The following is a 13,142-nucleotide window of genomic DNA, read 5'->3' on the forward strand; positions in this document are numbered from 1 at the left end:
ACACCGTCTTTTAGGCCGGGAGACCCGGCCTGCGGATGCTTTTAACTCACAACACCTTACTGAACAATCACGCGGCCGTTCAGAGGCTGAAGCGGACGGTTATTGCTGTGCTCAAGCGCTTGCTTAAACATCTCCAGCTGCTTTTCTGACAGGGTGACGGTGTTTTTCATCACCAGCCAGCGCAGCCCTTCGGTGCACGGTGGGGTGGTCAGCGAGCCGCTGAAGCGATAATAGTGCAGGTCAGCCGGGAACAGCGGACGAAGATCGAGGTGTTTATCAATCGAGATTTCGTGGTCCTTTTCCTTCGGAAGGCGCGCCAGCAGCGGGTTGAGTGCGCTGTTTTCCGGGCCGACCTCAAACATAACGGCAAGCACCGCGACGTCGCCCTCTTTGCTGGCATGAACAAAGTGCGCTTCCAGCGGGAAGGATTTGCCGTTGATCCGGTTTTCGCTCGGGGTGTGGAAATGGTACTGGCGCAGGGTAAAGGTCTGATCGTCCAGACGGAATTCATCTTCGTCGCTGGCGGTCACCTGCAGGGTGTGGCCGTTGTTCACCAGCTTTTCGGCGGCGGTATGGAAATTCATCTCCAGCGGCGGCAGCGTGGCGTTATAGGCGTTACGGATATCGATGGGCGACTGGAATTTGCCGGTCTTGCAGGTGGCAAACTCGTCGCTGAGCTCGCCCCAGTTTTCCGGACCACTCTTGCCTTCATACGTCCAGTGTGGGGCAGACCCCGCAAAGACAGAGGCAGATAAGGCGAATAAGGATGCGGTCAGAATGTGTTTCATGTTGTGTCTCTCAGAATAAGAAATGCGCGTTAAAATACTGATGGCATTGTACTCTTTTCCAAAAGACCCGTCTTATATTGTGGTTATTTGCGTTAAAGAAAATGAAAGCCCCTTCTTACCCCAGCTTCTCCATCTTCGTCTCTCCCTCCGTCATTGACAGCTGATACAGCGAAAACGATCGGTGCTTCTCAATCAACGTCGCCAGCTCCGGCGAGTGGCTGGTGAGCCAGATCTGCGAGTAGCGGCTGGCCTCGGCAATCAGGCTTGCCAGCGCGGGCAGCATCTGCGGATGCAGGCTGTTTTCCGGTTCGTTGAGGGCGATAAACGCCGGTGGGCGCGGGCTTAACAATGCCACCGCCAGGCATAAAAAGCGCAGCGTGCCGTCAGAGAACTCCGCCGGTTCCAGCGGGCGGCTTAAGCCCTCGCGCTGCATCATCATGCGAAAACGTCCGCCGGTGTTGTCGCTGTAAAACACGCAGCCGGGGAAAGCCTGATCAAGAATGCGCATCAGCAGCAGTTCATCGCCAATCTCGACGATGGTCTGAAACGCCGCCGCGAGGTTGGCGCCGTCGCTCGCCAGCACCGGAGAGCGGAAACCCACCTGCGGGGCTCGCATCATGGAGCCGCTTGCAACGGAAAACTCATGATAAAAGCGCCAGTTACGCAGGGACTCGCGCATCTGCGACACTTCCGGGTAAAGGTGCGGTTCGCCGAGCTGGCCGAACACCGATTCGTTCTCGTACAGCGTGCCGCTGTGGGTCACTTTCTCGTGATGGACGTTATTCAGGAAAACCGCCTGATTTCTGCGCTTCATCAGCTGTGCCGACGGGCGACGGTGCTGCCCGCTCAGCCAGAGCGACTCTTCCTTGATCACCGGATCGAGCTGAAACTGCGAGGGATAGGGCAGCTTCTCAACAAAGCCTACCTGCAGCTCGTATTCGTAGGTTTCGGTTTCTACCGCCAGGTTCATCCGTCGCAGCTGGTCGCTGCGGGTTTTACCCGCCCAGAACACTTTCAAAATCCCGCCTTCATTCGCCAGAGCCTGAGAAAACTGCCCCTGCGCGGCGCTGTGCATCAGGTGGATCGCCTTGTAAATATTTGATTTCCCGGTGCCATTCGGGCCGAAGACAATGTTGAGTTGTTCCAGCTCCAGCGACATATCGCGAATTGAGCGGTAGTTTTGAATGTGCAGGGTGTTAATCACAGGCCGATCCCTTTTTTGCGTTATAACCTGTATATATTTACAGCCTTTCAGGCGAAATGCAAAAAAGAGACGACAGTGAGGATGTCGTCTAAACGGGCTACTGCTTCGGGCCCCTGAGGGTCAATGGGGGCCTTCGCCTTATTGATTATTTAACGGCCAGACGCAGACCCAAATCATCAGGATAGGGATCAAAGTAGTTTTGCGTCATCAGATACTGATCCGGGTATTCGGCAAGGTAATGTTTTAGCAGCGTGATCGGCGCAAGAATGGGCAGAAGCCCTTCGCGGTAATGCAGGATCACGTCACGAAGCTCACCCCGCTGGCGGCTGTTAAGCTGGTTACGGAAATAGCCCTGAATATGCATCAGCACGTTGGTGTGATTTTTCCGCGAGGCGGGCTTTTTCAGGATGGTCATCAGTTTTTCGCGGTACGCCTCGAAGAACGCGTCCAGATCGTCCCATTCATGCAGCGAGGCGACAAATGGGCCAATCTCACGGTAACCCGCCTGATGGTGTGCCAGCAGCTGCAGTTTGTAGCGGCTGTGAAAATCCAGCAGCGCGCGGCGCGTCAGGCCGTTTTTACGCAGCGTGTTCAGTTCCTGCAGCGCAAAAACGCGCTCGACGAAGTTTTCCCGCAGCACCGGGTCGTGCAGACGGCCATCCTCTTCTACGGGCAGCCACGGCCAGGTTTCAAGGAGCGCGGCGGTGAACAGCCCGACGCCCTCCTTGCGGCCCCGGTTGCCGTTTTCATCGTACACGCGCACGCGTTCCATGCCGCAGCTCGGGGATTTTGCACAGACGATAAACCCGGCGAGATCGCCGATCTTTGGCAGATAACTGGCCGTAAAGTCGGCCATTTTCTGCGTGACGTCATCATGCGGCGGATGGCTAAAACGCATCTGCGTGTCGCCGCCGGTCGTCATGATCAAACGCAGCGCAGGGCGTGGTGTAGGCAGGCCGATGGCCATTTCGGGGCAAACGGGTCGGAAATTCACCCACTGGGCCAGCTCATCCATGACGAAACCCATACGCTTATGCCCGCCGTCAAAGCGAACGGCGGACCCGGTCAAGCAGCCGCTAATACCCAGCACAGGTTTCGTTGTCATGGTATGTTCCTCCAGAGCCAATACTTAAAACTTACACAATCTTGCTTATTTGTCCAAGTATTGGCGGAGGTATTTTTTATTGCCGTTTAAAATCAACAGGTTTTAACTGCCCTTGTAGGTTGAATAACCGTACTGACTCAGCAGAAGTGGAATGTGCAGTTTCTCGTTGGTCCGGGTGACGGTAAACAGCACCGGTACTTCCGGGAAGAATGTCTCCAGCTTTTTAGCGTGGAAATAGTCTGCGGTTTTGAAGGTCACTTTATACACGCCAGGCTGCATGTCCTGTTCCTGGGGATAGAGCGATTTGATACGTCCGTCATGGTCGGTTTTGCCGCTGGCAACCGGGATCCATTTGTCCTGCTGCTGCTTTTCCAGGGTAACGGTGACATCCGATGGCGGCATGCCGGTTTGCTGGTCGAGAACGTGTACGCTCAGCGTGCCGGCAGGGGCACTGAAGGCGGCAGGGGCAAAAGCCATGGAGGCCAGGATCAGCAGAGGGGCAGTTTTTTTCATGTTGTTTTCCTGTGAAGTTGTCAGTCACAGGAAAACGTTAGCATCTGCGGCGCGGAAAAATATTCAACTTTTCGTGAAGATTCCCGCAGGAGAAAATCATTAGAGGATAATGACCTCAAGGGAAAGCTGCTGCTGCCACTGCGCCACCTGTTTTTTCCGCGCGGCGGTCAGTTTACCGCTGGTGACCAGCAACCATTTGCGATCGGGAAATATCTCCGGTGCCAGCGTGGCAGGGGGCGTGGGTAATACGTCGATGCGGTGACCCTGACCGGTCCGCGACAAGGCTTCGAGCCAGATTTCACACGGGTCGTTCAGATACCAGCCGCTGAGCAGAATGTTATCGCCCGGCGCTTTTTTATCGCCTTCGAGGCAAAACGAGGTGTAGGCGATGAGGATGCCGTCGAGGATCGCGCGCAGAGTCATGGCGGCGGCGACGTTGGCGGACACCTGGCTGCGCAGCGGACGCAGCACGTTGGTCACCAGCTCAGGTCTGGGGTATTCGCGGCCCGCGTCGTAAATCATCTGGCGCAGGGACTCGATTTTGCCCCCCTGCAGGCGTTCCAGCATGTTCTGCTGTAGCGTTTGCCAGTTGTTGGTCCGGCGGGGTACAGGGCGCTCAAGCAGGGGTTTTACCTGGCCAATGGGCACGCCTTTTTTCACCCAGTCGAGGATTTTCAGCGCCTGCTGAACGTCTTCATCGCTGTACTGGCGGTGGCCGCCCTCCGTGCGCTGTGGCTTGAGTAAACCATAACGACGCTGCCACGCCCGCAGCGTGGTGGCGGTGATGCCGCTAAGTCTGGCGAATTCGCCGATGGAGTAAGCCATGTCCATGTCCAGAGTGGAGGAATACTCTCAATATACTACGAATTTTTCAGAACGGGATGAAGCGCCGAAAGGGTGCACTACACTTAACATCCAACCGTGCAAATGAAAGGAATTCTCATGAAGCTATGGCCTGTTGTCACCGGGGTTGCCATTGCGCTGACCCTTGTAGCCTGTAAATCCCCCACGCCGCCGAAAGGCGTGCAGCCTATTTCCGGTTTTGATGCCAGCCGCTATCTCGGCAAGTGGTATGAAGTCGCCCGCCTGGAGAACCGCTTTGAACGCGGGCTGGAGCAGGTGACGGCCACCTACGGCCAACGGAGCGATGGCGGAATCAGCGTGCTTAACCGGGGTTACGACCCGGTGAAGAACAAATGGAACGAGAGTGAAGGCAAAGCGTACTTTACCGGTGCGCCAACCACCGCCGCGCTGAAGGTTTCATTCTTCGGCCCGTTCTACGGCGGCTATAACGTCATCAAGCTGGACGATAAGTACCAGTACGCGCTGGTCAGCGGCCCGAACCGCGACTACCTGTGGATTTTGTCGCGCACGCCAACCGTGCCGGACGCGGTGAAGCAGGATTACCTGAACACCGCGCGCAGTCTGGGCTTCCGGGTCGATCAGCTGGTGTGGGTAAAACATTAACCCCTACTGGTACGAGAACGTAATGCTTGCCAGCGCGTTCGCCGAGCCGGGGACAAGTTCGCCGGTTCGGATGTATTGCGCCTGGAACGGCAGCGACAGGGTTTGTGCCACAGTGGTGCTCTGGATAAAGAACTGATTGGTTGTGCCCGCCGCCGAGCTGTCCGGCCCCATCATCAGCGGGCCGGTACCGTTATAGAAAAACTGCACCCCTACGCCGGACGCGGTGGAGTCGCCGGTCAGCGTCACCACCGACGAGGTGTTTGACGGCGTGGTCTGATCGGTCATCACCGCGCTCACCGCGACGTTCGCGTCACAGGTCAGGCTGACGTTAAACGCACCCGAAGGCGATGTACTGCCCACGGTGGTCAACGTGCGGATATCGATCGTACCCAGATCGACGTTCGCGCTTTTGGTGCCCACCGTACAGCCGCTCGCCGTCACGGTGATGGTGGTGGGGTTAATGATGACCTTTGCCGTTTTGACCTCGTTGTTATAGGCGGTCACCACCGCAGCTTCGAGGGTGGGGATCTGGTAAACCCCTGACTTCAGTGCTGTCGCGGTCTTAATAAAGGTTACCTTGGCAGACCAGCCTAAACTGGTTGCATAACCGCTGGTGCCCTCTGCAGGATAGCTTTGGGTAATACCGCTTTGCAGGGGTATCCAGGCCGAGCCGTTAAAATCTTTTAGCCCGATGATATACCCCACCCCCGGCACGCCGGTTTCAAAAATGGTGTAGTTCACCCCGTCGACGGTGACCGTTGTGCCGCTGGAGATCGCGCTGCTGCTCGGCTCCAGCGTGCCTTTGGAGCAGGTAAAGACCCAGCCGCACCAGAACACTTCCTGTACGCTGACGGAGGCGCTCCAGGTGGAGCCGATAATGCTCCCCGGCACCACCGAATCTGCCGGGCCGCTGTAGGTCATCGGCTGCGGGGCGAGGGTGATATCTGATTTCCATTCCATCGCCTGTGCGCTGGCGCAGAGCAGTAATCCGCTAATAAACAAGAATAAACGCATCATTGATACTCCGTGGTCCAGGTGGCAAAGGCGGAGACGTCTCCGGCATTCACCGGCGCGCCCGTGGCGGCCAGCCGAGCGTAGAAGGTCATCTCTACGCTGTCATCGCCCGGCGTGCCCCGGGCGGTGGTTTGCGTGTCGAGGGGGATCAGCCCGCCGTCTTTATCGAGGATCTGCACCGCCACGCCGGTGGCGCCGCCGTCGGCAATTTTCACCAGCTGCGGGTTGTCGTTATCCGGCGTGCCGCTGAAGCGGATTTTGACCCCGGCAAAGGTTGGCCCGCACGCTTCAAGCCTGATCGTGAAGGGCGTTTTGATATTGCTGACCGCGCCTGCACGGGGGAATTGTTTAATCCCGATGGTACCCAGCGGAACGTCCTGCTCTTTAGAGTCCGCCGCGACAACGCAGGTGTTGCCGATCAAATTCCCGGTGACGGAAACCAGCACGTCATAGCCGCGAACCGGGAACGTGAAGATCAGCAAAGCGATGCTGAACGTCCGAAGCGTTACTGACATACCACCTCCTGTGAATAGAGCCCGGTGCGGGCGTTATAGCTCTGCTTGTTCAACGCGTAGTTGATGGTGCAGCGCTGGTCGCTGTTGCGCCCCCATACGGCACTCAACGTGCCCTGCTCGGTTAACCCCGACAGATACAGGCTGCCGCCGTCGCCGACGATGCCGCTGGTTTTGTCATCGTTCAGTGAGACCAGCGTGCCGAAGGGCAGCACGTCGTTGCCGCGGCGCACGACAAACATCGCTTTTTTCCCCTGGCGTGTGACAAGGGTGGCGCGAACCAGCGCGCCGTCGGTCGGCGTTTTGTTGACGATGGCATTCTCCAGCTCCACGTCATTACCTGCGGTTGTGACATCCAGCGCGACCTGGTTCACGCGGTACGGCGTGGCGTAGGGGATCACCGCGTAGCCCCGGCTGTCGGTTTTGATACCCTTGTGGTTAAGCACGGCAACGTCGCTGGCGCCCGGGGCTTTCACCAGAATGTTGGTGTTGCCGAGCGGCTGGCTCAGCGTCAGACCATCTTCATGCAGCACCGCGCCGCCGCTCATCCCGTAGCTGAGGTTGCGGGAATCGCGGGTATAGCTGTAGCCCAGGTTGTAGTCTCCTTTTGCGCCTTCGTATTGCAGCGTGGCGTCGCCGCCGTAGTGCTGCTGCGCGCTATAGCGCTGGTTGACGCTGTAAAACAGGTTCTCCTGGCCCGGCAGATAACCGCTCACGCCGGTACTGGCCGTAGTGCCGGTTGAATCTGCATGGGTGGTGGTAAAGCGGGCGCGGGTCGACAGCGCCGGGTTGCCCAGCGGCACCGAAAGTGACATCGCCAGCACGTTATCTTTTTTGTCGTCATACAGGCTAGAGCTGCGCTGAACGCTGACGCCAAGCGACACGTTACGAAACGTGGCATTCCACGCGAACTGCAAACTTTGCGTGGTTTTCGACGTGTTCCAGTAGGTTTGCTGATCCCACGACAGCGACAGCGAACCGTATTGCCCCATCGGCTGTGACAGCAGCAGCTGGTTTTTGGCCTTACGCGACATGCGCAGGTTATATACCGTGTCGTAGTGGGTGGTGACGGTGCCATCGTCTTCCACAATCTGCTTTGGGGATCCGCCCGCCATGCCCTTGTACGTGGTATCGCTCAGGGTATAAAACCCTTTCGTTGAGTAGCGCAGCGAGAAAAAATTAACCCGCGTGCCGATATCATTCAGCAGCTTGCTGTAACGCAGGCGCACGGAATCGCCGGTGTAGTGCTGGTCGTCCGCCAGCTGGCTGCGGGCGTGGGTCAGGTCGATGGAATACGCGCCAAAGCGCCCCAGGTTCTGCCCAATCCCGAAGGCCAGACCGTTATAGCGATCGGCAAACTGCGCCCCACCGTAAAATGTCAGGCCATAACGCCAGCCGTAGAACAGCTCGCCCTGCGCGAAAGAGGGCGCATCCTGATGGCCCATCGGACGATATTTTCCTGCCCCCAGGGCATATTTCAGCTGTCCGTTACGCACCAGGTTTGGCACGCTGGCATACGGAAGCGTGTACTGCGTCTGGCTGCCGTCGTTCTCCTGGATCGTGACCGCGAGATCGCCCCCGGAAGAGGTCGGGTAGAGATCTTTCAGCACAAACGCCCCCGGCGGCACTGAGGTTTGATAAATGATGTTGCCGTTCTGGCGAACCGTCACCGTGGCGTTGCTGCGGGCGATGCCGCGCACTTCCGGCGCATAGCCGCTCAGGCTGGCAGGCAGCATATTGTCATCGGTTTTCAGGGCAATGCCGCGCAGGCCCACGGCGTCGAACACCTGGGCGGAGGTATACGTTTCCCCGGCGTAAACCTGCGCGTTCAGGGCGGGAATATCCCGCTGCAGCCAGGTCTGCACGTGGGTGAGTTCGTTAGTATCTTTGGTCCACGTGGTGAAATCACGCAGCCGCCACGCGCCGAGATTGATGCCGCTGTTCAGGCTCGCAAACAGCTGCTGGTCGCGCGTGCGCGTCTCGCCCTGATAGTCATTGTTCGAGCCGTTTACCACATAGTTCAGCCACGCGGCAGGAATGCCCGCTTCCCAGCTTTCCGGGCTGACATACCCGCGCGGCAAATTGCGCATCGCGCTCTGCGGTACGGTGAAGCTGAGGGAGAGCGTCTGCTGGTCAAAATCAAACCGGGTATCGGCAAACGCCTCCGTCAGAAAAATGCAGCGCTGCGCGAGCGGCAGTGCGCCGCCTTTCGCCTGCTGGCTGTCGATGCCCAGCGCCGCGATCTGTTCAGGCGTGAGGCATGGCAGGGCTTCCCCTGTATTTTCAGCGGTGCGGAACGTGACATTGCCGGTGAACGCATAGTTGTTATTGATATACACGTTGAGGTTGTGATCGCCCGGCGGCAATGCGCTCCCGGCGTTGACCCAGGCGAGATCGGCGCTGTTGGCGCTCTCACCGTTGAGGAACGCAGGGTTAAATTGCAACGCGCTTTCAGCCGCCATGGCCTGCCGAATTACCAGGGAGATCACCGTGGCACACAGGATTTTTCTTTTCACGTGGTCACGCCTCACAGTCGGGATTATTGGGACAATGCCGCGCGTGTCGCGGGCGTCCATGCGCCGTAATCGTTAATGGTCTGGTAGCTCACGCTGCTGGCGTGGCTGAAGGTTTCGCCCAGCGTTACGCTGGATTTCGGCGGCACCATCACCGGCTGTACCGGCATGCCATCGATTTTCAGGTTGATGGTGGTGAGGTAGTACGGCGTTGGGTTGCTGAGCGTGACCTTTCCGCCGCGATAGGCTCCGGTCAGGCTTTTCCAGGCGTCCCCTGCGCCTTGCCCAAGGCTCTCCGGGCGATAAAACACCTTGATGCGGTTTGCCGAAGCAAACTGCAGCGAATTGCCGGAACCGCTTTTGGTCTGCTGTGGAATGGCTTTCACCGTCATCCAGTAGAGCGTTTCGCGATCCTCTGGCAGGGCTTTACCGTTAAACATGATTTTCACCGCGCTTTCGCTGGCCGGTTTCATGACGAACAGTGGCGGCGTAATAACGAAGTCGTTGGTTTTTTGCCCTTTTTCGTTTTCCATCCATGACTGGATCAGGAACGTGGCGTCGGGATGCGTGTTCCTGACCTGCAGCATGGACTGGTTGGTAGTGCTGGAGTAGACCATTCGCGTGGCGCCCAGCCCTACGCCGCCTGCATATGCGGCGGATGAACATAATGAAATAGCCAGACAGATCCCTGCTTTTGCGCGCATGGTGCGTCTCCTTAAAGCTGAGTCAGGCCCGGCCAGCGAACCGGGCCTGAAAATTACGAGTAGGTAACGGTGTAGGTTGCAACCGCGCTGGCATCACCCGCCGTGGCGTTGCCCTGCGGTGAGTAATATTTCGCGCTGAAGTTCAGGGTGTTGGCCCCCGCACGCAGAGGAATGGCGGCGGCAGGTTCACCCAGCTTCACCACTTTGCCCTGCTCGTCGTACAGGCGAATCGCAACGTGCTGCGCCGAGTTAGCGCCGCCGTTTGCGCCAACGGCCAGGCTGTTGGCATCGGCCGCATCCGGCGTACCGGTGAAGGTCACGGCCACGGTGGTGGCGGCAATCGGATTGTCTTCCGTTGAGGCGGAGGTATCGGCGATTTCGCAATCTTCCAGGGTAATGGAGAAGGCTTTCGCGGTGCTGGCTTCGCTGCCTGCTGCGGCCAGCGTGGCGGTACGCACTTCGCCCATGTCGACATCAATGTTGGCGCTGCCAGCACTGATGGCGCAGGCCGACGTCACCACCTTGCCGCTGAAGTTCACCGTACCGCCGCTGGTGGTTGCAGCGAACGCCGACCCTGCTGGCAGTACTGCCGCAATGGCGACGGCAAGCAGTGTTTTCGTTTTAAATTGAGCTTTCATTGTCCTGATTCCATGTTGTCGTTATGTCGGGTTGTGCTCTTGGTCGACAGATCTAACTGGTTAAAAAGACCAGCAAATCTGTCTTATTTCTGAGCCCAAGTTTTCTTATCGCTGAGCTTTTTAACGCGCTGACGCGGCGGTAAGAAAGCTGCTCTGTTTCGGCGATATAACGCATATCCAGACCTTTTCGCAGATCCTTCAATACTCGCCATTCGCCCGGCGTCAGCGATAACGCCGTGGGTTTCTTTTTTGGGCGATATCGGCTATCGACCATTTTTAATAAGCTGGCTCGCCAGTGATAAAGTGGCTCCTGCAGCGAGATATAGGCATCTATATCGCCGCGTATCCACAGCCAGGAATTGGCTGGCGCGGAATACATACAAATAAGGACGTCAGGGTGGCGGGATTTGATGTTTTTTATATATTTCAGGCAATCAAATCCCGCGTGATATTTTTCCGTGCCGGATAAAAAAATGACATCAACGGGGGTGGTTAAAAACACGGTTTCCATTAATGAATAATCATCGCTTGATGCTATTACCTGCATTTCAGGAACCATGTTTTTTAATACCGCGGCGATCCCCTGACGTGAAAAGTGATCGCCTCCCAACAGTGCGGTTGTTAAATGACGTTTATTTCCGGTTTTATTCGCCATGTTATTCCCTCGATTTATAATTGTAATGAGGCTCGCCCGTCTGGCAGAACGATGCCTGTATTTTCGAAGCAATTAAGCATTGCACGGTATGGAGTCACTATACGGATAGTGCGAAACAGGTAATCTGAATTAATCTTAATTTGTATTAACTTGAGCTAAACGGATTTCTTCATTATCTCCCTGCCGTACCGGCTGCCTCATATTTGCCTGTAATTAATCATACCGACACTTTTTAATGAAAAGTTGGCTTTACTAAATGTTTTGTAAGGAAATTGTCTGGTGATGTCAGGTATTCCGCCTTGTTACTTACTTCTGATAACAATTTCAGGGTGAAACTGTTAATTATGACGGGGCTTTTAGACGAGTTTGAGATGACTGAAATTACCGACAGGCCGCGTCTTGTCTGGTTTCCTCGGAAAAAGTGAATAAAGGTCTCTGAATAATTCAGACACGGATGGCCGAAGCGTTCAATTCGCGGTTTTGTCGAGTTTTGTCAGTGTCAAGTCCGCGTGGGGAAAGGTAGCATGAGGCATTTTCAGGTGCTTTGCCAGATCTCATATGGCCAAAAAGGCGGTTAAGAGAACTTCAGATAAGCGGTTAAGAAAAAATAAAAATAAGATTTTTCGCCAGGCGCCAGGATATACAGACGCGGGTTTATCGGTCACATTAATCCTTAAACCGGCGTTTACAGGAGGTATTTAACGAGTCTTATGCATAAGTATTATATCATTAATGGCATCGTCGAGTTTCATCCTGCGGCCAGCACATTACGCGACCTCAATAATCCTGAACAGGTGGTGGTATTAAACTCGCCTGCCGGACGTTGTTTGCTGTTATTGATTGAAAGAGCCGGGAGTATTGTCACTCAACAGGAGTGTATGGACATTGTCTGGCAACGTCGGGGAATGATGGTGTCGCCGAATACCTATTACCAGAATATCTCTATTCTGCGTAAGGGGCTGAAAAAAGCCGGGTTTGAAACCGATCCAATCGTCACGATCCCCCGTATTGGCCTGACGCTGGCAAGCGATACGCAAATTACGATTAAAGAGGCGCAGTTGCCCTCGGCAGAGCCAGAAGCACCGGTCCAGACCGTTCAGGAAGAGGATGGCGTGCCGCAGCCCGTGGCTCCTGTCACTCCCGTTGCTCCGGTTGCGAAACGACGCTTCTGGCTGGGGGGCGCACTGCTGGCGCTGCTGTTAATCATTAGCGTGAGCGTCATCAGCTATAGCCGGCCGCATGACAACTATTTTGTGGACGGTTACCGCTTCACGACAATGATGGGAGAGTGTCGGCTCTATTTTGCCCGCGATATCGAGACGCCGCAGGACAGGGAAAAAGCGCTGGCCTATGCTGCGCCATTTAAAGATGAATGCAGCAGTTATCCCTGGATCTATATCAGTGGATATAGCCTGTTGCCGCGTGCTTCGGTGATCCGCTGCGACCGGGCAATGACGGAACCAAACCGTTGTATGTCAGATTACTTTATTCAGGATCATTAATATGGCTCGTTACCGTCAAACGCTGTTAACGCTCTGTTTGTGCCTGCTGGTGGGGGCGTTAGCCGCTGGCTATTATCTGTGGCAGCGTTATTACATTCATCCTTTTGCCTGTCAGGTGAACTTTATTCAGCACCATCCTGAAGAGACACTGACCCTGTGGCTAAATTATACGGTGGATGGTAACAACGGCACGCTCAGCATGAACGGTCGGGTGAAGAGCGATCCGGGTAAGACCTTTAATCGTAAAATATTCTTTCAGGTAGAGCGCAAAGATAATGTCTATTACATGCGATCTGTCCGCAATATCAAATTCCCCGATGATGACGTGAGCGACAGCTGGCTGGAGAAGTACGAACCGTTATTTTTCATCTACCCCAACGAGAGTATTTATATGCGAATTAAGAAACAGCAGAATGATAATTATTTATTCATTCTGGGGACGTTACCGACCTATGTGTGCCACCCCTCAAAAACGGAGGGCTGAACGGGAAAAGCGTTGCTGTTTTGTGGTCATCATTTATACTTTA

Annotated in this window: 14 protein-coding genes; 3 read left to right on the forward strand and 11 right to left on the reverse strand. The window is 55.7% G+C overall.

Translation table 11 applies throughout. The annotated features are described in order from the left end of the window. Positions 1 to 56 precede the first annotated feature (56 nt). The 5 genes from ACQG19_RS00415 to ACQG19_RS00435 form a co-directional block, all read right to left on the reverse strand. Positions 57 to 788: a carbonic anhydrase gene (locus tag ACQG19_RS00415; protein WP_052705562.1), complete on the reverse strand. Its 732-nt coding sequence runs from the start codon at positions 786 to 788 to the stop codon at positions 57 to 59. A gap of 115 nt (positions 789 to 903) precedes the next feature. Then, positions 904 to 1,992, reverse strand: coding sequence for an AAA family ATPase (locus tag ACQG19_RS00420; protein ID WP_013094854.1), 1,089 nt, complete (start codon positions 1,990 to 1,992; stop codon positions 904 to 906). Positions 1,993 to 2,137: 145 nt separating this feature from the next. Beyond that, a complete protein-coding gene (locus ACQG19_RS00425; RefSeq protein WP_062730020.1) occupies positions 2,138 to 3,097 on the reverse strand; it encodes a YbgA family protein in 960 nt (319 codons plus the stop codon). Positions 3,098 to 3,199: 102 nt separating this feature from the next. Next, positions 3,200 to 3,610 (reverse strand): hydroxyisourate hydrolase, encoded by a 411-nt coding sequence (gene uraH / locus ACQG19_RS00430; protein WP_013094857.1) that lies wholly within the window; start codon positions 3,608 to 3,610, stop codon positions 3,200 to 3,202. A gap of 99 nt (positions 3,611 to 3,709) precedes the next feature. Beyond that, entirely contained in the window at positions 3,710 to 4,435 is a 726-nt protein-coding gene (locus tag ACQG19_RS00435; protein ID WP_020686466.1) for a MerR family transcriptional regulator, read from the reverse strand. Between the two features lie 117 nt (positions 4,436 to 4,552). Between ACQG19_RS00435 and ACQG19_RS00440 the strand changes: the two genes are divergently transcribed. Continuing rightward, positions 4,553 to 5,077: a lipocalin family protein gene (locus ACQG19_RS00440; protein ID WP_029881878.1), complete on the forward strand. Its 525-nt coding sequence runs from the start codon at positions 4,553 to 4,555 to the stop codon at positions 5,075 to 5,077. 3 nt (positions 5,078 to 5,080) lie between these two features. On the opposite strand, the gene ACQG19_RS00445 is transcribed toward ACQG19_RS00440, so the two are convergent. Genes ACQG19_RS00445 through ACQG19_RS00470 form a run of 6 tightly spaced genes read right to left on the reverse strand, consistent with a single transcriptional unit; the run spans position 5,081 to position 11,113 of the window. Then, positions 5,081 to 6,091 (reverse strand): fimbrial protein, encoded by a 1,011-nt coding sequence (locus tag ACQG19_RS00445; RefSeq protein ID WP_246932303.1) that lies wholly within the window; start codon positions 6,089 to 6,091, stop codon positions 5,081 to 5,083. After that, positions 6,091 to 6,606, reverse strand: a complete 516-nt coding sequence (locus ACQG19_RS00450) for a fimbrial protein (RefSeq protein ID WP_023621018.1) — start codon at positions 6,604 to 6,606, stop codon at positions 6,091 to 6,093. Before ACQG19_RS00450 ends, ACQG19_RS00445 begins: the two co-directional genes overlap by 1 nt. After that, a complete protein-coding gene (locus tag ACQG19_RS00455; RefSeq protein ID WP_139937352.1) occupies positions 6,597 to 9,119 on the reverse strand; it encodes a fimbria/pilus outer membrane usher protein in 2,523 nt (840 codons plus the stop codon). The genes ACQG19_RS00450 and ACQG19_RS00455 overlap by 10 nt, the downstream gene beginning before the upstream one ends. Positions 9,120 to 9,142: 23 nt before the next feature. Continuing rightward, on the reverse strand, positions 9,143 to 9,820 hold the full coding sequence (locus tag ACQG19_RS00460) for a fimbrial biogenesis chaperone (RefSeq protein ID WP_023621016.1): 678 nt from the start codon (positions 9,818 to 9,820) through the stop codon (positions 9,143 to 9,145). A gap of 53 nt (positions 9,821 to 9,873) precedes the next feature. After that, on the reverse strand, positions 9,874 to 10,458 hold the full coding sequence (locus ACQG19_RS00465) for a fimbrial protein (RefSeq protein WP_161657547.1): 585 nt from the start codon (positions 10,456 to 10,458) through the stop codon (positions 9,874 to 9,876). A gap of 52 nt (positions 10,459 to 10,510) precedes the next feature. Then, complete coding sequence (locus ACQG19_RS00470; protein ID WP_246932271.1) at positions 10,511 to 11,113, reverse strand: LuxR C-terminal-related transcriptional regulator; 603 nt, start codon at positions 11,111 to 11,113, stop codon at positions 10,511 to 10,513. Between the two features lie 710 nt (positions 11,114 to 11,823). Here ACQG19_RS00470 and ACQG19_RS00475 point away from each other — a divergent pair. Both ACQG19_RS00475 and ACQG19_RS00480 read left to right on the forward strand, forming a co-directional pair. Beyond that, the gene (locus ACQG19_RS00475; protein ID WP_023621014.1) at positions 11,824 to 12,615 is read left to right on the forward strand and encodes a winged helix-turn-helix domain-containing protein; all 792 of its coding nucleotides are present in this window, start codon (positions 11,824 to 11,826) and stop codon (positions 12,613 to 12,615) included. Position 12,616: 1 nt separating this feature from the next. Further along, positions 12,617 to 13,099, forward strand: coding sequence for a hypothetical protein (locus ACQG19_RS00480; RefSeq protein WP_013094867.1), 483 nt, complete (start codon positions 12,617 to 12,619; stop codon positions 13,097 to 13,099). The last annotated feature ends 43 nt before the right edge of the window (positions 13,100 to 13,142 follow it).

The organism is Enterobacter cloacae complex sp. 277I4, assembly GCF_050031465.1.
GTDB lineage: Bacteria > Pseudomonadota > Gammaproteobacteria > Enterobacterales > Enterobacteriaceae > Enterobacter > Enterobacter cloacae.

Excerpts from the sequence above, each read along its gene's own strand:
- ACQG19_RS00460 (WP_023621016.1), bottom strand. The coding sequence starts at position 9,820 with ATGCGCGCAAAAGCAGGGATCTGTCTGGCTATTTCATTATGTTCATCC.
- ACQG19_RS00475 (WP_023621014.1), top strand. The coding sequence starts at position 11,824 with ATGCATAAGTATTATATCATTAATGGCATCGTCGAGTTTCATCCTGCG.
- ACQG19_RS00415 (WP_052705562.1), bottom strand. The coding sequence starts at position 788 with ATGAAACACATTCTGACCGCATCCTTATTCGCCTTATCTGCCTCTGTC.
- ACQG19_RS00425 (WP_062730020.1), bottom strand. The coding sequence starts at position 3,097 with ATGACAACGAAACCTGTGCTGGGTATTAGCGGCTGCTTGACCGGGTCC.
- ACQG19_RS00440 (WP_029881878.1), top strand. The coding sequence starts at position 4,553 with ATGAAGCTATGGCCTGTTGTCACCGGGGTTGCCATTGCGCTGACCCTT.
- ACQG19_RS00435 (WP_020686466.1), bottom strand. The coding sequence starts at position 4,435 with ATGGCTTACTCCATCGGCGAATTCGCCAGACTTAGCGGCATCACCGCC.
- ACQG19_RS00480 (WP_013094867.1), top strand. The coding sequence starts at position 12,617 with ATGGCTCGTTACCGTCAAACGCTGTTAACGCTCTGTTTGTGCCTGCTG.
- ACQG19_RS00465 (WP_161657547.1), bottom strand. The coding sequence starts at position 10,458 with ATGAAAGCTCAATTTAAAACGAAAACACTGCTTGCCGTCGCCATTGCG.
- uraH (WP_013094857.1), bottom strand. The coding sequence starts at position 3,610 with ATGAAAAAAACTGCCCCTCTGCTGATCCTGGCCTCCATGGCTTTTGCC.
- ACQG19_RS00445 (WP_246932303.1), bottom strand. The coding sequence starts at position 6,091 with ATGCGTTTATTCTTGTTTATTAGCGGATTACTGCTCTGCGCCAGCGCA.
- ACQG19_RS00450 (WP_023621018.1), bottom strand. The coding sequence starts at position 6,606 with ATGTCAGTAACGCTTCGGACGTTCAGCATCGCTTTGCTGATCTTCACG.
- ACQG19_RS00470 (WP_246932271.1), bottom strand. The coding sequence starts at position 11,113 with ATGGCGAATAAAACCGGAAATAAACGTCATTTAACAACCGCACTGTTG.